An 18,527-nucleotide genomic window follows, 5' to 3' on the forward strand; every position below is an offset into this window, starting at 1 on the left:
GTTTAAGATCAAAAGAGGTATTATCATAGTACGTGATAAAATAATTAATTCGTTAGCAGATGGTTGCTTTGTTACTGATATATCGCGGTATGAATTGTTTATTATCTATTCATTTTTGTTGAAAAATATTTGTATTTTGTGCCGTTTTGTTGAAAAAACGACAGGTAAAAAATCAAATCCTAATAAAGCATTTTAAACATATATTAACTACTTACTCGAAATTTTTATGAAATTAAGTCAGAAAGAAGCTGTTTATGAAAATGAAGTTCTTACACGCTTCGAGCTTTATAACAGTCTTTTTTTAACATTGCCATTTTATCAGATTAAACATACAGGTACATTGTTGCCATTTTTTTCAACGCACATCGAAAAAGGAGTTGCAGATAAATTGGATCCCGAAGCAATCATTGAAAGTTTTTTTGGTCAATATGAACAGTATATTCACAAAGCAGATCGTTTTGATCTACTGTTTCGTATCATACAATATATTGAGCGTCAAGTGGTGCTTTTTGATGCGATAGAAGATGCCGCTTTTTTTAAAACGGGTAAAGCAGATGACGGTGGTTCTTTGGAAGAGTTATTTAAGCGTGCTGAAAATAATAACTCATTAAGAGATAAGGTGGTAGAGCGTTTAAAGGAGTTTTCGCTTCGGCTGGTATTAACCGCTCATCCCACACAGTTTTATCCCGGGGAAGTGCTTGGGATAATCACTGACCTTACTCTGGCATTAAAAAATAATGATATCAATGATATCCATTTGTTGTTACAACAACTAGGAAAAACACCTTTTCTCCAGAAAGAAAAACCGACTCCCGTTGATGAAGCACGAAGTTTGACTTGGTTTTTAGAACATGTTTTTTACCCTGTGGTGTCTGATATACAGTTCTTGGTTGATAATAATTTTGATTTTCTACCCGAAGAAGAAAAACAATTGGTGGAGTTGGGGTTTTGGCCCGGAGGTGATAGAGATGGGAATCCCAATGTGACCGTAGAGAGTACAAAGGAAGTTTCATCACTCCTTCGAACTATTCTTTTTCGGTGTTATTATCGTGACTTCAGAGTTATCAAACGCCGGATTACGTTCAAGGGTGTTGAGAAATATATGGATGCTTTACAAGAAGTGTTCTACGAAAATAGTTTTAACCCTGTGGAGAAGCCAAAGAACGATAAAGAGGCGATTATTCATAACCTGAACGAAGTGAAACGAGTACTTACGGACTACCACGATGGTTTATTTGTAGATTTAGTGGAAGATTTATTAAGGAAAGTTAAAATCTTTGGTACATATTTTTCCAGTTTAGATATTAGGCAAGATAGTAGTGTGCTTCGGAAAACTTATAAATATCTTCATCGTACATTTCCAGAAGAAACTGGTATAAGCGAAACATTTGAAGAGATGGATGAGAAGGCCAAATTAAAGCTCATCCGTTTCCGTGAAGTGGATCTCCCCATAGAATCAGATGATAAACTAATTTTAGATACGGTAGAAACGATCAAATATATCCGTCACATACAGCTTTCGGGTGGGGAGAAAGCATCTCATAGATTTATAATAAGTAATTGTCAACAAGCAACAGATATTTTATGTTTGATTGAACTTTTTCTATGGAGTGGCTGGAAGGAGTCCGAATTGACAATGGATTTTGTTCCATTGTTTGAAACCGTTGATGATCTCAATAGAGCGGCTGATGTAATGGAAACATTATATAACAATACGTATTATAAAAAGCATTTAAACACCAGAGGCGGTAAACAAACCATTATGCTCGGTTTCTCTGATAGTACGAAAGACGGTGGATATTTAATGGCAAATTGGTCAATTTATAAAGCCAAGATTGAACTTACTGCCATAGCGAGAAAATATGATATAGATCTTACCTTCTTCGATGGACGAGGAGGGCCGCCCGCACGTGGGGGTGGAAAAACGCAACGTTTTTATGCTTCTATGGGAGATGAAATTGCCAATGATCATATACAGTTAACCATACAGGGGCAAACTATCAGTAGTCAGTATGGTTCATTTGATACTGCACACTACAATATCGAACAATTGTTAAATGCAGGTATGACTTCTGGTATACAGAATAGTCCAGGTGATACTTTAAACAAAGAGAAAAAGGAGTTGATCGATAAAATGGCGGCAGCTAGCCATAAGAAATTTATGGAGTTGCGTCACCACCCGTTATTTTTAAAATATTTGGAAGAATTTAGCCCGCTTAAATTCTTATCTTCAATAAATATTAGCAGCAGACCAGTAAAAAGAAATTCAACGTCGGAATTAAAATTAGAAGATTTGCGGGCAATTAGTTTCGTTACGGCTTGGAGTCAATTGAAACAGAGCGTGCCTGGTTGTTACGGTGTAGGTACTGCATTGAAAAGCGCGGATGAAGCAGGAGAATGGGGAAAGGTCGAAGAATTATATCAAACTTCGGGCATGTTTAAAACCATAATAGATAATAGTGTTATGGCCATGAAAAAATCCAATTTCGATATAACCTCTTATCTTCAAGAAGATCAGAAATTTGGAGAATTTTGGAAAATGTTATTTGAAGAGTTTGAGATAACGAAAAAATACTTCTTAAAACTGACGAATACCGAGACTTTAATGGAGAGATATCCGGTAGAGCGCAGATCGATTGCTACAAGAGAGAAAATCATTTTACCTCTCGTGATTATACAGCACTATGCGATCAAAAAGCTTCATGATATTAAGCAGGATGATCCAAATTATGATGTATACGGCAAGCTTTTAACAAGAACAGTTTATGGAATAGTAAACGCTGGAAGAAATTTAGTTTAATAGTTTATCAACATCGATATTAGAATAGACGTAATTACAGTTAAAATTGAAAATAGCGAAATTTTGTATTAGGTTTGCTATATAAAATTAAAAAACAAATTGACAATGAATAGTAAATTTGCTTTATTAGGTGTTTCTGCTTTTGCTTGCCTTATGTTAATGAATTCGTGTACAACTGTTGGCGAACATAAGACCAGTCCTTCATTATATTATTTAAACTTTACAAAGGCGGATACCGAGGAATATGACTTTTTAAGAACAGTTTATCAGCTGGCTAGTGATGAAATTGCATTTGCTCAAGTTGTGTCTCAGAGGGGGACATCTGCAAATGTAAAATCCTTAGCCGACAATCTGAGTAACCAATACGGTGAGGTGTTGTCAAAATTAAGTGAGTTAGCAGATGAAGCAAATGTATTGTTACCTTTTCCAGGACAGTCGACATTTGAATTAACGGCAGGTTTGGACTCCGCAGGGACAAATGTACTGGAAAAGGTGTATGTTGAGCAGTCTCTTCATAACCAAGAATACATCATCCACCAATTTAAGAATGTAACGAATAACACCAAATTATCTACTAACCGTTATGCTTCGGAAGTCTTACCCATTTTAAAGAAAACAAAGGAAGAAACTGAAGCGTTATTATAACGATAAAACGACAAATTACTTAATCTAATTGGGTCTTCAGATCTGATTAGATTATGTTTTATAGATAAAATATTGTTGTTCTCATTTTTGTATAGAACTTATATAGTTTCATTATGTCTAAATACCCAATAATAACCGGCATATTATCATATGGAATGTCGGGAAGAATATTTCATGCGCCATTTTTAGAAACGAATACGCGTTTTAAATTGAAGGCAGTAGTAGAGCGAAGTAAAAAGCAAGCACAGGAGCGGTATCCAAACATTATAAGCTATGACGATGTAGAGCAAATGCTTAACGATGAGGAGATTGAATTGGTTGTGGTGAACACGCCTAATCAAACGCATTATGATTTTGCAAAGAAAGCGCTTCTAAGGGGAAAGCATGTTTTAATTGAAAAGCCATGTGCAGCTACAAGTAAGGAGGTAAAGGAACTATTTGATATAGGAAGGCGACAGCAGAGACACGTTATGGTATTTCAAAATAGGAGGTGGGATAGTGATTTTAAATTGGTTAAGAGAATTATTGACAGTGGAAGTTTAGGTGAAATTATCGAATTTCATGTGCGCTTTGATCGCTATAGAAGAGAGAAAAGTCCGAAGCTGTTTAAGGAAACGAAGCAAAGTGCCAGTGGCCTTACTTATGATTTAGGACCTCACTTATTAGATCAGATTATTTCATTATTTGGTAAACCCGAAAAAAGTATAAAATTATGTTCTACTCATCGAGAGCATTCAGAAGTAGATGATTTTTTTACTTATGTACTGAGTTATAACAAGGGGTTAACGGTATTTGCCTATGCGAGCTTACTAGTTGCACAACCTTTACCAGCATATGTAGTGCATGGTACGAAAGGTTCTTTTCAAAAATCCAGGGCAGATGTGCAAGAAGAGCAGTTAGACAAAAGTATGTGGCCGACCGACGAATTGTTTGGATTGGAGCCGGTAGGTGAGGAGGGGCTGCTCACAGTTATTAATAAAAACAATCAGAAGCAAATTTCCTTCAAAGAAGCTTTAAAAGGGAATTATAAAGGATTATTTAATGCTGTCTACGAACAGCTGCGTAAAGATAAACCTTATCCAATTACAGAAGAGCAGATTCTTTGGCAGATGGAGCTGTTGGAACAGGAACCATGGAACTGAAAAAAATGCCACTGGGCCTTCATGCTACTTTGTTAATATATCAATTAAAATTAAGCGTGTTATGGCAAGGAAAATAAAAAGTATAGACAGGAAGGCGATCCAAAAATCATTAGTGAAACGCCTTAAATCGTTGTTGGGCAAATTCGGTGGTGAAACAAAAAGTTTTACTAAGGATATTAAGAAAGCAAGTAAAACACTAACTGATAAGCTTTCAAAAAAAATAAGTAAAGCCGATTTGAATAAGAATAAAAAGAAGAAAGCGGGCAAACGAGACAAGCGGAACACGAAAGGTAAGACGCTAGAAACCAATAAAAAAGAGCTAGCCAAAGAGAATAAAAAAGTATCTATAAAGAAGAAAAGCGATAAAAATAGAGATACTATTCCTAGTATAAAGGACGATGGAAAGGCAGTTACTAAGAATGAAGCGCTTGAAGTAAATACGATAAAAAAGTCGCAATCAATAGGGCAAAGTAAGCCGAATGGGGATCCGATTAATCAGGAAATAAACCCTGAAGTTACGAAAAAGATTATTAAACGACCCCAGAATGCTAATATAAATACAAAATCCCTTGTAAATAAGACCGTTGAAACTGCTAAGAAAAAACCTCTTCGAGAAAAAAAAACAACAAAAATTATTAGTAACTCTTCAGGAAATGTACCGGTAGTAGAAGCTGAGGAGAAAGTGCAAAAATCGGCTGTCAAAACAAAAATAACTCCAGACGATACCAAAAAGTCAACTTGAACTCGTTTTAAGCTGTACTCAGATAGCGTTGACTGTTTGTGCAAATAAAGGTTCGATTGAATAAAAGGTAATATTTGGTTAACAAAAAATTAACATTTTTATGTAACCTTTGTTTATTAAAATAAAGGTATTTTTATTGATGTCTGCATCTTTTAGGAGTAAAGCTCCCTTAATAAATAGAGAAATCAGCTGGCTGTTTTTTAATGAACGTGTTCTTCAAGAGGCAGCAGATGAGACTGTACCTTTAATTGAGAGACTTAGGTTTTTAGCTATCTTTTCTTCTAATCTTGATGAATTTTACCGGGTGCGCGTAGCGACTTTAAACCGTCTAACAGATGTAAATACTAAGGCAAAGGAATTCTTGGGCTTTAGCCCTAAGAAAATACTTAGTGAAATTAAGAATATTGTTGTAAAACAAGAGAAAAGATTTGAGTATCTCTATGAACACAAAATAATAAAAGAACTTGCCGAACAGCGGATATTCATTATTAATGATACACAACTTAATGTTAGTAGAGGACAATTTGTTAGGACCTATTTTCATGAAAAGGTATTACCTGATCTTGTGCCGATAATGTTAGATCTTTCAACTCCGGAAAAGCCTTTTCCGGAGTTGAAAGATAGGCGTATTTACTTTCTCGTAAAATTAACATACAAAAAAAAAATAAGGTATGCGTTATTAGAGGTACCTACGAAAAGTGTGAGTAGATTTTTAGTTTTACCGGATAGTAATAACCTTAAATTTATTATACTTTTAGATGATATCATTAGATATTGTCTAGATGAGCTCTTCTTTATTTTTAAGTATGATAATATTGAAGCTTATACCGTGCAATTAACTCGTGATGCAGAACTTGATATTGATGTTAATGTAAGCGAAAAATTTATAGAATCTTTAAGTAAAAGCTTGCAGCGCAGATCGAAGGGTAAGCCTATGCGCCTTCTTTATGACAGTGAGATGCCGTTGGATATGATTAGCTACTTGGTTTCCCGCATGCACTTGCACAATAGTGTTTTGATTCCAGGAAACAGATACCATAATTTTAAAGACTTTATAGATTTTCCTAATGTAGGAGATACCTCTCTAGAGTACGCTAAGACGCTGAAGCTGGCAGTTAAGGATCTTGACCTGGGGAAAAGCATTTTTAATCAGGTGGCCAAACGTGATTATTTGATCAGCTTACCTTACCAATCTTTCGATTATATTATACATTTTTTAAGAGAGTCTGCCATAGATCCTAAAGTCGCGGAAATTAACATCACCTTATACCGTTTGGCAGAAAACTCTAAGGTTATTAACGCATTGATTAATGCAGCAAAAAATGGAAAAAAGGTGAATTGCCTAATAGAAATAAAGGCCAGATTTGACGAAGAAGCAAATATTTATTGGAGTAATAAACTGGAAGAGGGCGGGGTCAATGTCAACTTCGGTATGATGGCATACAAAGTTCACTCGAAAATTTGCTTGGTAAGTAGATACGAAAAAGGGCAGTTGACGTACTACGCAAATTTGGCAACGGGCAACTATAATGAAAAAAGTGCAGGGACTTATTGTGATCATAGTTTATTTACGGTTCATCGAGGGATAACGGAAGACTTGAAAAGGCTTTTTAATGGGTTGGATAATAAAGAGTTTTTTAAAGGATATAAATATATTATTACGTCGCCCCTGGAAATGAGACACTCCGTTTATGACCTTATTGAAAATGAAATCTCCCATGCAAGAGAAGGGGCCAAAGCCTATATGATTTTGAAAATGAATAGTCTCTCAGATGAGGAAATGATTCTTAAATTATATGAAGCAAATAACGCAGGCGTTAAAATACAACTAATTGTTAGGGGAATGTGTTGTTTGGTGCCTGGGCAGGTTGGTTATAGCGAGCATATTGAGGTGATAAGCATTATTGATAGATACTTGGAGCATGCCCGAGTATGGATCTTTGGCAATAAAGGAAACGAAAAAGTCTATTTATCATCTGCTGATTGGATGACCAGAAATATTGATAGGAGGCTGGAGGTAAGTTTTCCTATATTGGATAATTCTATAAAAAAGGAAATCCGGGACATTATAGATATTCAATTGAATGATAATACAAAAGCGCGTGTAATTAATGCAACAAATGATAATAAATATGTCAAACGAGAACTAGGAAAATCTAGCCGTCGCGCCCAGCATGATACTTACTACTATCTAAAAAATAAGAATAATTAATATGAGATATGGAGCTATAGATATTGGTTCTAATGCCATTCGACTTTTAATTGCAGACATTGTTGAAAACGGCGCAGTTGTTTCTTTTAAGAAAAATACATTGATAAGAGTTCCTTTACGTTTAGGAGATGATGCATTTATTGATAAAGCAATCTCAGAAAGAAAATCAGAAGATCTTATCAAAGCAATGGCTGCCTTTAGAAATCTGATGGATGTTTATAAAGTCACTCAATATATGGCCTGTGCAACTTCGGCAATGCGTGAGGCAACAAATGGTGCAGAATTAGTAAAGAAAATTAAAAAGGTGGGGGTAGAGCTAGAGATTATTGATGGGGTTAAGGAAGCAAATATTATTTATAACAGCCATATTGAACAACAGTTAGAAAGAAAGAAAAATTATTTATATGTTGATGTAGGCGGGGGAAGTACGGAGTTATCTATATTCAGCAACGGAAGTTTAAAGGGGTCGAAATCATTTAACATTGGTACCATACGTATTTTGGATAATCAGGATAGTGAAGAAACTTGGTATGAAATGAAGGAGTGGATAAAAGATCATACGAGGCAATATAAGGGGATTATAGGTATCGGTACGGGTGGTAACATTAATAAGCTTTACAGATTAGCTGAGGAAAAGGCGACAAAGCCATTATCCTTCAATAAGTTAAAGGCTATTTATGAATACCTGAATTCTTTTTCTTTAAAGGAACGCATCAATGTGTTAGGCTTAAATAGCGATAGAGCAGATGTAATTATTCCAGCTTGTGAGATCTTTCTGAACGTGATGAAGTGGGGTGGAGTGAAGAGTATAGTGGTTCCAAGAGTAGGGCTAGTGGATGGCATCATACAGACATTAATAGATAGGAGTAACCTCAATTTCAGCATAAAATAGGTGTGGTTTAGTTTTATATTTTAAATTAATTGTGCTTAAATGTTATTATTTTATAATAAAAATAACGTTTTTTTAATAAAATAACATTTTTTGATTACTTTTGGCACCCCGTATAAAATAGTACTTTTTATACGGGGTTTCATGTATTAAAAATTCTAATAGCTGAAGAGGGATTACAGATCAAAGTTTTATGAATACCTTATGGTAAATAAAGAATTTATGTACCCTTTCGATAAATTGCATATAAAGGGCTGTTTATCTAAGTTTGTTGTGTATTTTTGTACACCATCAAAAGCAGATAAACAACTTAAGCAATTATTTAATAGTATAAAAGCCTCGGTGTAAAAAGAGTGATAAGCACATGGCGATTTTAATAGGATAAATTAATTAACTAATGAAAATTTTAAAATTCGGTGGAACATCGGTGGGAAGTCCAGAACGCATGAAAAAATTGCTGGATATTATTCGTCCTGCTGAAGAGAAACAGATCGTTGTTTTATCTGCTGTAGCAGGTACAACCAATACACTGGTTGAAATATCTCAAGCATTTATTGCAGGAGATAAGCGAAAGGCCGAAGCGCTTATAAAAGGGCTACGTGCTAAGTATGACGAATTTGTTGACGAATTATTTCTTTCTGCTGAAGGAAAAGAGAATGGGAGGGAGTTGATTAGTTATCATTTTGATTTTATACAGTCATTTGCAAATGAGCTATTTACGCCTATAGAAGAAAAGATAATATTAGCACAGGGTGAACTATTATCGACCACCTTGTATCATTTTTACCTAACAGAGATCGGTGTGCGATCTAAGCTACTGCCAGCTCTTGATTTTATGAAAATTGATGAGGACAATGAGCCCGTAATACCATATATCAGTGACCATCTGGAAGTAATACTTGGAGGGCTTACTGATCATAATCTCTTTATCACGCAAGGATATATCTGTCGTAATGCTTTTGGAGAAATAGATAATTTAAGAAGAGGCGGGAGTGATTATACGGCTTCGTTAATTGGAGCGGCTATACATGCCAAAGAAGTACAGGTATGGACTGATATAGATGGTATGCATAATAATGATCCAAGAATCGTGAAAGGCACTTATCCGATAGCACACCTTACGTTTGATGAGGCAGCGGAATTGGCTTATTTTGGTGCAAAAATACTGCATCCGCAAAGTGTATTTCCTGCGCAAAAATATAATATACCGGTAAGACTTTTAAACACTATGGAACCAAAGGCTCCAGGTACGCTGATTAGTAAAGATGGTGCCATAAAGGGAGAGGTCCGGTCTATTGCTGCGAAAGATGGTATCACAGCTATTCGAATCCATTCGTCGCGCATGTTATTAGCTTTTGGTTTTTTGAGGAAAGTGTTTGAAGTTTTTGAACGTTACAAAACACCTATCGATATGATTACAACATCAGAGGTTGCGGTTTCCCTGACAGTTGATGATACACGTTTTTTAAGTGATATTGAGCGTGAATTAAAGGATTTTGGATCTGTGGAAATTGATGTTAATCAAACTATCGTTTGTGTAGTAGGTGATTTTAGCATAAACACTCACGGCTATGCCTCACGAGTATTGGATGCTGTTAAACACATTCCTATAAGGATGATATCATACGGAGGTAGTGATTTTAACATTTCCTTGCTGATAGATGCTGAAAATAAGGTTGAAGTCTTACGTTCTTTGCATAATCGTTTGTTTTAATTGTTGAGTCCTAAATGGATATAACCCAAATTCATGTTTAATAAAGATATAATAACTGCTTTTGAGCAGAAAGAAACGCCTTTTTTTTATTATGATTTAGATTTGTTGCAGGCTACATTAAAAAGTGCGCAGGGCGCAGCTAATGCTTTTGATTTTCATATTCACTATGCTATGAAAGCCAATTTCAACGAACGAGTATTGACCGTTATTCAGCAAACAGGTATTGGAGCTGATTGTGTTAGCGGTAATGAAGTGCTTAAAGCTATCGAGATTGGTTTTGCTCCCAAAGATATTGTTTTTGCGGGGGTTGGCAAGGCCGATAAGGAAATCTTAAATGCACTGGATCATAATATCTCTGCATTCAATGTGGAATCTGTACAGGAGCTTTCTGTTATCGCAGATCTTGCAAAAGCAAGTGGTAAAATAGCAAAGGTGGCACTCAGAATAAATCCTAATGTTGATGCACAGACACATAAATATATAACCACTGGTTTGGACGAGAATAAGTTTGGTATAAAAACTTGGGAACTAAGTGCTTGTCTGGACGTTATTAAGGAAAATAAATCTATCGAGCTTATCGGAATACATTTTCACGTAGGTTCTCAAATAGTTGATATGAATGTGTTTAAGAGCTTATGTGTGAAAGTTAACGAATTTAATAGCTGGTTTGATGAACGAGGTTATCGACTGAAAATATTGAACGTAGGCGGAGGTCTTGGAGTGAATTACAACGAACCGGATAAAGAGTCTATTGTTGATTTTAGGAAATATTTTGAAATTTTCGATCATTTTCTGGAAAGAAAAGCTGGACAGGAAGTGCACTTTGAACTAGGGCGTGCTTTGGTTTCCCAGTGTAGCAGTCTGATTAGTAAGGTGCTATATGTGAAGAATGGTATCAAAAAGAATTTTCTTATATTGGATGCAGGTATGACAGAACTCATGCGTCCCGCCTTATATCAAGCATATCACAAAATAGAAAGTTTGAAAGCTATAGAGAAGAAGGATAGGTCCAATACCTCCGATTTTACACATTATGATGTCGTAGGGCCTATTTGCGAAAGCACCGATTGCTTTGGTAAAGAAGTTGAGCTGCCTTTGTCAAAAAGGGGGGACTTAATTGCTATTCGTACTGTGGGCGCTTATGGTGAAGTTATGGCTTCCAAGTACAACTTACGTGATGAAATTAGGTATGTATATAGTGATGAATTATAAATACGAATTTTCCTAATAAAAAAAGCGATAATATTTCATTTAGTATTGTCGCTTTTTTATTTTAAAGATACGCGATCTTTCATGCACCAATTAATATACCTGGCTTATTCAATAGTGGTACCCGAATAAGATTGGAATCAATAATACTTTCGGGTAAAAATATATATTTTTTATCATATATAGTACCGTTGATATAATAACTTAAAAGATACTCGTTTGTTAAACCAAAAACTTGCTCATCAATTGCTTCGATTAGCGAAAATTTCTTTGCTGCTAAATCACCAATAAAATGTCTTAAAACGGATGTTTTGACTTCTCGATCATCTTTTATACCATAACCTTTACTACTAACTAATACATTGTCTATCTGTTCATTTTTTTCATTGATCAGATAGACATTCCAGACTTTACCCTCTGGCGATTCATTTTCAAGGATAACCGCGATGTAAATATCTTCTACAATATTTGGTGGCAAGTCTTTTTTCATTAGAATAAATGGTTTTTATAGCGATGAAGCTTGCATGGGTTCTTCTTTATTTTTCATTTTTTTTAGCGGTGTCGAAGAGATCGCTATGCCCCGTTTATTATTTTTATTCAAGTACTTCTTAGCGGAGAATTAGGACTTCTTTTTAACTGCTTTTTTTGCTGTCGCTTTTTTTCGAGCCCCAGAAGTTCCCGTATTTTTATCAGCTTCTGCGAGTTCTACAATTTCGCTGTATGTTAATTTTTCAGCGTCTTTGTTTTTAGGTATTTTAATATTTTGTTTACCAAAACGTATAAAGGGTCCCCATCTTCCCTGTTCAATTTTTACTTCAGGATTTTCGTCGAAAGTTTTTATTATTTTTTCGATATCTTTTTTACGTTTAATTTCAATGATTTCGATAGCTTGATCTTCATTTACATCCATAGGATCTATTCCTTTAGGTAAAGAGTAGAAGGCGCTATTGTGACGGATGTAAGGTCCAAACCTACCAATAGCAACCGTCATATCTTTATCTTCATAAGTCCCCACCTTTTTAGGAAGCTTAAATAGTTCAAGTGCTTCTTCAAGGTTTATGGTTTCGATCATTTGTCCGCTTCTAAGACTTGCAAACCGAGGTTTTTCTTCCTCATCAGGAGAGCCTATTTGAACTAATGGGCCAAAACGGCCAATTCTTACACTCACCTGTTTCCCACTTTCAGGATCAATTCCCAACATTCTTTCACTACTTGCCCTGTCTGCATTTTCTATCGTGTTTTTTACTTCGCTATGGAAAGGACCATAAAAGTTGTGCAGCATTGCCGTCCATTCTTTTAAGCCATTAGCTATTTCATCAAACTCCTTTTCCACAGTGGCAGTAAAATTGAAATCAACAATATCTTTGAAATGCTCAACTAAAAAATCATTGACTAATATGCCAATGTCTGTAGGAAATAATTTTGCTTTTTCTGCTCCTGTTATTTCTGTTTTTTCCTGAGCAAGTACCTGGCCAGAAGATAAAGTTAGTACACGGTAATTACGCAGTTTCCCTTCACGATCTTCTTTAACCACGTACCCACGATTTTGAATAGTTGAAATGGTTGGAGCGTAAGTAGAAGGTCTGCCAATACCAAGCTCTTCCAACTTCTTGACTAAGCTGGCTTCGGTATATCGAGCAGCAGGCCGACTGAACCTTTCTGTAGCAATCATTTCATTTAATCCGAGGTGCTGACCTTTTTGAAGAGGAGGAAGAAGCGTATTGTCACCAGATTCGTCTAAGCTTACTTCACTTTCTTCATCAGTAGATTCAAAATAGACCTTTAAAAAACCGTCAAATTTCATTACCTCTCCGTTTGCAGTGAACTCCTCGTTTCGGGTAGAAATACTTATTTTGGCAATGGTTTTTTCAAATGCCGCTTCGCTCATTTGCGACGCTATGGAGCGTTTCCATATCAATTCGTAGAGTTTGCGTTCTGAAGCATCGCCTTCAATGCTATGCTGACCAAAATAAGTAGGGCGGATGGCCTCGTGCGCTTCCTGTGCTCCAGCAGATTTTGTTTTATACTGTCTTCTCTTATAGTATTTATCGCCATAAGCAGATTTTATTTCTTGCTCTGCTGCTTGTAAAGCAGTATTACTTAAATTGACCGAATCTGTACGCATATAGGTAATTTTGCCCGATTCGTAAAGTCGCTGAGCGATAGTCATCGTTCTGGCGACCGAAAACCCTAACTTGCGGCTAGCCTCTTGCTGAAGAGTTGACGTAGTAAATGGAGCCGATGGGTTTCTTTTACTAGGTTTTGTCTCTAAGCTTTTGACTTCAAAAACTGCTTTTGCACAATCTTGTAAAAACCTTTCTGCTTCATTTATATCAGCGAAACGTTGAGACAATTCAGCCTTGAAGAGTTCCTTTTTATCGTCTGTGAAAAATAGTGCGACAACTCTAAATGCCGCTTCGGGTTCAAATCTATTGATTTCTCGTTCTCGATCAACCAATAGCCGTACCGCAACGGATTGCACACGACCTGCCGAAAGTGAAGGCTTAACTTTCTTCCACAATACCGGTGAAAGTTCGAAACCAACCAGCCTATCTAACACCCTTCTGGCCTGTTGGGCATTTACTAGATTAAAGTCGATATTACGAGGTTGTTCTATTGCTTTTAGAATAGCTGGTTTAGTGATTTCATGGAACACAATGCGCTTGGTACTTTGTGCCTTTAGGTTTAGTGTTTCATATAAATGCCACGATATAGCTTCCCCCTCACGATCCTCATCGGATGCTAGCCATACCGTTTCGGCAGCTTTTGCAAGCTTTTTTAGTTCACTAACTACTGCCTTTTTGTCGGAAGGGACTTCATATTTTTGTTTAAAATTATCGTTGGTATCGATGGCATCGTCGGTCTTAACCAAATCACGTATGTGGCCATAACTTGATTTGACTAGAAAGTCTTTTCCTAAATATCCTTCTATGGTTTTTGCTTTTGCCGGTGATTCTACAATTAATAAATTCTTTGCCATTCAGTATCTTGATTTTTGCAAATAAAGGGATTTATTCATGTTTTAGCAAACCCCTTTAAATTTTTTGATAAAAAACAAGCCGAAGAAATTGAACTCCGGCTTATGTATCATGGTGATCAAATGTAATTATTGAAAATTAATATTTAGTGCTTTCTGGATTAGAATTTTATTAAAATTTACGTTAACAAAACTTTACATTAAAAACCCTCCACCTAATAAATCGTTATCTTCATAAAAAACTGCTGATTGGCCAGGAGCTATGCCTTTTACATGATGATGAAAATCAACTTTAATCTTTCCATCTTCTTCCACTATATTACTCAACATACCCACATCTTTATACCGTATTTTGGTAGCAGCTTCAATTGGATCAATTATATGCTCGTATTTGATTAGGTTATAGTTTCGTACAAAGGCGCTGTTTTTAGCTAAATCTTCTTCTGATCCCAACATCACGGTATTGCTCTCGGGTAGTATTTTTGTAACAAAAACAGGCTTGCCAAGTGCGATTCCAAGTCCTTTGCGTTGACCTACAGTGTAGTAAGGGTAACCTGCGTGTTGACCTACTACGGTTCCATCTGCTAATATAAAATTTCCTGCACCAATACGCTCGTCAATATCTTCTACACGATGCCGCAAGAATGCTCGATAGTCATTTTCTGGAACAAAGCATATTTCATAGCTTTCAGATTTATTGGCTAGTTCAAGTTGGCCCATTTCTAACGCCATTTGTCTAATTTCAGCTTTCGTGAAGCTGCCTAAAGGAAACTTTGTTCTAGCTAAATTTTTTTGTGATACGCCCCATAAAACATAAGATTGATCTTTATGCTCGTCTCTTCCTTTGGAAATGACATAACGTCCGTTTTGTGCTAAACGGATGTTTGCGTAGTGACCGGTCGCGATAAATTCACAATCAAGTTTATCTGCGCGTTTAAGCAATGCTTCCCATTTAATGTGGGTATTGCATAAAACACAAGGATTTGGTGTACGCCCGGCCAAGTATTCATCCACAAAATTATCGATTACAAAATCTCCAAATTCGTTACGAATATCTAATATGTAATGTGGAAACCCATAACCAACGGCTAATGAACGAGCATCGTTAATGCTGTCCAAACTGCAACAACCAGTTTCTTTTGATGATCCACCGGAAGAAGCATAATCCCAAGTTTTCATCGTCAAACCAATTACTTCGTACCCTTGTTCATGAAGCATTACTGCTGCAACAGAACTGTCAACCCCGCCACTCATAGCAACTAAAATACGTCCGTGCTTGCTCATTACCGATAAATATAAATAAGCCGCAAAGATAAAGCTATTTTTTAATAATGATTGATATGAGAAGTCAATTCAATGTAATATAGCAGCTAAGCGCCCTGTCCTAAATTAATACTTAATCCTCCATCCACAAAAAATGTTGCTCCAGTAACATAATCACTTTCATCCGAAGCAAGATATATGGCAATTCCGGTTATATCTTCAGTTTTCCCGGCGCGTTTCATGGGGATATTTTGTTCTGCCTCTTTTCTTACTTTTTCATCATCCATAGCTTTCTGGTTCATAGGAGTAAGAATCATGCCTGGGGCTATATTATTGACATTTATATTCTTATCAGCAAGTTCAAGCGCTAAACTTCTGCTAAAGTTTTTGACGCCACCTTTGGAAGCGTTATAATCAGCATTCCCTTTATTGTTGACGTCTTCGTGTACGGAACTTACGATAATAATCTTGCCTTTTCTATCAGAGGTTTTGAGCTGTAAAAACTCCCTACAGCAAAAAAAAGCACCATATAAATTGGTTTTAATACAAGTGTCAAATGTTTTGGTATCCATGTCTGACACAGGGATGTTACTGCCATTTACTCCTGCGTTACTCACTAAAATGTCTATGTTGCCAAAATGATCAACTACTTTTGAAAACACCGTTTTTACACTATCTTCATCACTGACGTCCAACTGATGAACTACAGATTCGGCGCCTATCTGGATTAACTTTTTTTCTACTTCGTTTGCTGCTTCTTCATCTGAATGATACGTAATAACTACTTTTGCGCCTTCGTTTGCGTAGGCTTCAGCTACTGCTCTTCCAATGCCCGAGTCCGAGCCCGTTATCAGTGCTACTTTATCTTTTAATCGTGCCATATTAAATTTGAATATTATAATATTAGGATTCAATGTTTAGTATCTAAACAACATGGTTATTAAATTGTTGAGCACTTAATGAGGTGTTTTAATACATATTTGATGAACCCGCTCGTGTTCAAAATTTCACTTTCGTTTTACAGTATGTGGATTTTAGACGTGGTAAGTTTCCCGCCGATAGTAGACGGGCACCCGACCGACGAGGTATAAAATTATTTGCGGATGAAAAATACACACAATAGTTATAAACCAATAGAAAACTATGGTATTATAGGAAACATGAAAACAGCGGCGCTTGTTGGTTTAGATGGATCAATCGATTTTTTATGCTTTCCTAGATTCGATTCTCCCAGCGTTTTTGCACGTATTTTGGATGCAAAGAAAGGAGGCTTTTATTCTGTCGAACCACAGATGAAAAGCATGCACACAAAACAGTTATATATTCCTGGAACGGCTGTACTGATTACGCGTTTTTTCTCTGATGAAGGTATCGTTGAACTAACAGACTATATGCCGGTGCGTGAAGACACTTGTACGAGTTATAATGCTATTGTGCGAAAGGTAAAGGTTGTTCGCGGTACCATCAAGTTTTTTATGCATTGCCAGCCACGGTTTGATTATGCTAGGGAGAAACATAAGAGTAATAATGAAAATGGTGTCATTACTATAAATGCTGATGACGGTACGAAAACAGCCATGCGTTTACAGGCTACTTTTTCATTATCGGTGAAGAAAAATGATGGCTATGCTGCTTTTGAATTAGAAGAGGCGGAAGAGGCTTGGGTTGTTTTAGAATCGGTTGATGAGGGAAAAGAGGACAGTTTTGCTGATATTTCATTTTATCAGCATAAAACCTATTTTGAAACGATCAAGTTTTGGAGGTCGTGGGTTAGTAAATCGACATACTCGGGTCGTTGGAAGGAGATCTTACAACGGTCGGTGATTACATTAAAATTATTAACGTCAGCGCAATTCGGATCAGTGGTTGCTGCAGCAACCTTTGGTTTACCAGAAGAGATTGGAGGCGACCGTAATTGGGATTATCGCTATACGTGGATTAGAGATGCTGCTTTTACTATGTTTGCTTTTCTCAAGCTTGGTTTTGCTGACGAATCTGTAGCTTTTCTTAAATGGATTATAGCGCAAGATAAAAATCGGGACCTTCATTTAATTTATAAGGTGGACGGTGAGTCGGATATGAAAGAAAAGATACTCGACCATTTAGAGGGCTATAGAAAGTCAAGTCCTGTACGTATCGGTAACGAAGCAGATAACCAATTACAAATGGATATCTACGGAGAGCTTCTCGATACCATCTATATATTTAATATGTATCATCGCCCGATCACCTTTGAATTATGGAAAATCATTTGTAAAGAAGTTAAAATAGTTATAAAAAAATGGCGCCAAACGGATCATGGCATTTGGGAAATAAGAAATGAAAAACATGAATTTCTCCATTCCCGTTTAATGTGCTGGGTGGCCATGGATCGAGCAATTAAAATAGGGCAGCAACGGTCGTTTCCTTTTCCTCAGGAAGAATGGATAACAGTACGAAATGAGCTTTATGAGGACATTTTTAATAACTTCTGGAATGAAAAGTTAAAATGTTGGGCGCAGTACAAAGATGGTAATAAAGTCTCTGATACCGTTGATGCCAGTGTGTTGTTAATGCCGCTTGTACACTTTGTGACTCCGGAGGAACCTCGATGGATCTCCACGTTGTCCGCAGTAGATAAACAACTTCGATTGGATGTACTGGTATATCGCTATAACAATAATGTTAATAAAATTGATGGCTTGGAAGGAGAGGAGGGAACTTTTACTATGTGCTCTTTTTGGTACATTGAGTGTCTCGCAAAAGCTGGAAGATTAGATGAAGCCGTTGAGAATTTTGAGAAAATGATTGGGTACGGGAACCATCTTGGTTTGTTCGCTGAACAAATAAGTAAAAAGGGAGAACATTTGGGTAATTTTCCGCAAGCGTTTACACATTTAGGGCTAATAAGTGCCGCTTTGGAATTAGATAAGCAGCTAAGTAGAAAGTAGCTAT

General features: G+C 36.4%; 13 protein-coding genes. 9 read left to right on the top strand and 4 right to left on the bottom strand.

The window, feature by feature from the left end:
* The first annotated feature begins 226 nt into the window (after positions 1 to 226).
* The 8 genes from H8S90_RS16830 (at position 227) to lysA (ending at position 11,356) form a co-directional block, all read left to right on the top strand.
* Positions 227 to 2,800: a phosphoenolpyruvate carboxylase gene (locus H8S90_RS16830; RefSeq protein WP_187339020.1), complete on the top strand. Its 2,574-nt coding sequence runs from the start codon at positions 227 to 229 to the stop codon at positions 2,798 to 2,800.
* Positions 2,801 to 2,905: 105 nt separating this feature from the next.
* The gene (locus H8S90_RS16835; RefSeq protein ID WP_187339021.1) at positions 2,906 to 3,445 is read left to right on the top strand and encodes a DUF4142 domain-containing protein; all 540 of its coding nucleotides are present in this window, start codon (positions 2,906 to 2,908) and stop codon (positions 3,443 to 3,445) included.
* A gap of 113 nt (positions 3,446 to 3,558) precedes the next feature.
* On the top strand, positions 3,559 to 4,587 hold the full coding sequence (locus H8S90_RS16840; protein WP_187339022.1) for a Gfo/Idh/MocA family oxidoreductase: 1,029 nt from the start codon (positions 3,559 to 3,561) through the stop codon (positions 4,585 to 4,587).
* A 61-nt stretch (positions 4,588 to 4,648) separates the two neighbouring features.
* Complete coding sequence (locus H8S90_RS16845) at positions 4,649 to 5,329, top strand: hypothetical protein (protein ID WP_187339023.1); 681 nt, start codon at positions 4,649 to 4,651, stop codon at positions 5,327 to 5,329.
* Between the two features lie 139 nt (positions 5,330 to 5,468).
* Positions 5,469 to 7,541: a polyphosphate kinase 1 gene (ppk1, locus tag H8S90_RS16850; protein WP_187339024.1), complete on the top strand. Its 2,073-nt coding sequence runs from the start codon at positions 5,469 to 5,471 to the stop codon at positions 7,539 to 7,541.
* Position 7,542: 1 nt separating this feature from the next.
* Positions 7,543 to 8,433: an exopolyphosphatase gene (locus H8S90_RS16855; protein WP_187339025.1), complete on the top strand. Its 891-nt coding sequence runs from the start codon at positions 7,543 to 7,545 to the stop codon at positions 8,431 to 8,433.
* 394 nt (positions 8,434 to 8,827) lie between these two features.
* Positions 8,828 to 10,144, top strand: a complete 1,317-nt coding sequence (locus H8S90_RS16860; protein WP_187339026.1) for an aspartate kinase — start codon at positions 8,828 to 8,830, stop codon at positions 10,142 to 10,144.
* A 33-nt stretch (positions 10,145 to 10,177) separates the two neighbouring features.
* Positions 10,178 to 11,356, top strand: a complete 1,179-nt coding sequence (lysA, locus tag H8S90_RS16865; RefSeq protein ID WP_187339027.1) for a diaminopimelate decarboxylase — start codon at positions 10,178 to 10,180, stop codon at positions 11,354 to 11,356.
* 79 nt (positions 11,357 to 11,435) lie between these two features.
* Here the strand turns inward: lysA and H8S90_RS16870 are convergent, their stop codons facing one another.
* The 4 genes from H8S90_RS16870 to H8S90_RS16885 form a co-directional block, all read right to left on the bottom strand.
* A complete protein-coding gene (locus tag H8S90_RS16870) occupies positions 11,436 to 11,843 on the bottom strand; it encodes a hypothetical protein (protein WP_187339028.1) in 408 nt (135 codons plus the stop codon).
* A 129-nt stretch (positions 11,844 to 11,972) separates the two neighbouring features.
* Positions 11,973 to 14,333, bottom strand: coding sequence for a type I DNA topoisomerase (gene topA / locus H8S90_RS16875; protein ID WP_187339029.1), 2,361 nt, complete (start codon positions 14,331 to 14,333; stop codon positions 11,973 to 11,975).
* Between the two features lie 192 nt (positions 14,334 to 14,525).
* A complete protein-coding gene (gene mnmA, locus H8S90_RS16880) occupies positions 14,526 to 15,614 on the bottom strand; it encodes a tRNA 2-thiouridine(34) synthase MnmA (protein ID WP_187339030.1) in 1,089 nt (362 codons plus the stop codon).
* Between the two features lie 86 nt (positions 15,615 to 15,700).
* On the bottom strand, positions 15,701 to 16,474 hold the full coding sequence (locus H8S90_RS16885; RefSeq protein WP_187339031.1) for an SDR family NAD(P)-dependent oxidoreductase: 774 nt from the start codon (positions 16,472 to 16,474) through the stop codon (positions 15,701 to 15,703).
* A 222-nt stretch (positions 16,475 to 16,696) separates the two neighbouring features.
* On the opposite strand from H8S90_RS16885, the gene H8S90_RS16890 reads away from it, so the two are divergent.
* Positions 16,697 to 18,523: a glycoside hydrolase family 15 protein gene (locus tag H8S90_RS16890; RefSeq protein WP_187339032.1), complete on the top strand. Its 1,827-nt coding sequence runs from the start codon at positions 16,697 to 16,699 to the stop codon at positions 18,521 to 18,523.
* Positions 18,524 to 18,527 lie beyond the last annotated feature (4 nt).

The organism is Olivibacter sp. SDN3 (assembly GCF_014334135.1).
GTDB lineage: Bacteria > Bacteroidota > Bacteroidia > Sphingobacteriales > Sphingobacteriaceae > Olivibacter.

Coding starts and splice junctions, on each gene's coding strand:
- H8S90_RS16830 (WP_187339020.1), top strand. CDS start 227: ATGAAATTAAGTCAGAAAGAAGCTGTTTATGAAAATGAAGTTCTTACA.
- H8S90_RS16835 (WP_187339021.1), top strand. CDS start 2,906: ATGAATAGTAAATTTGCTTTATTAGGTGTTTCTGCTTTTGCTTGCCTT.
- H8S90_RS16840 (WP_187339022.1), top strand. CDS start 3,559: ATGTCTAAATACCCAATAATAACCGGCATATTATCATATGGAATGTCG.
- H8S90_RS16845 (WP_187339023.1), top strand. CDS start 4,649: ATGGCAAGGAAAATAAAAAGTATAGACAGGAAGGCGATCCAAAAATCA.
- ppk1 (WP_187339024.1), top strand. CDS start 5,469: ATGTCTGCATCTTTTAGGAGTAAAGCTCCCTTAATAAATAGAGAAATC.
- H8S90_RS16855 (WP_187339025.1), top strand. CDS start 7,543: ATGAGATATGGAGCTATAGATATTGGTTCTAATGCCATTCGACTTTTA.
- H8S90_RS16860 (WP_187339026.1), top strand. CDS start 8,828: ATGAAAATTTTAAAATTCGGTGGAACATCGGTGGGAAGTCCAGAACGC.
- lysA (WP_187339027.1), top strand. CDS start 10,178: ATGTTTAATAAAGATATAATAACTGCTTTTGAGCAGAAAGAAACGCCT.
- H8S90_RS16870 (WP_187339028.1), bottom strand. CDS start 11,843: ATGAAAAAAGACTTGCCACCAAATATTGTAGAAGATATTTACATCGCG.
- topA (WP_187339029.1), bottom strand. CDS start 14,333: ATGGCAAAGAATTTATTAATTGTAGAATCACCGGCAAAAGCAAAAACC.
- mnmA (WP_187339030.1), bottom strand. CDS start 15,614: ATGAGCAAGCACGGACGTATTTTAGTTGCTATGAGTGGCGGGGTTGAC.
- H8S90_RS16885 (WP_187339031.1), bottom strand. CDS start 16,474: ATGGCACGATTAAAAGATAAAGTAGCACTGATAACGGGCTCGGACTCG.
- H8S90_RS16890 (WP_187339032.1), top strand. CDS start 16,697: ATGAAAAATACACACAATAGTTATAAACCAATAGAAAACTATGGTATT.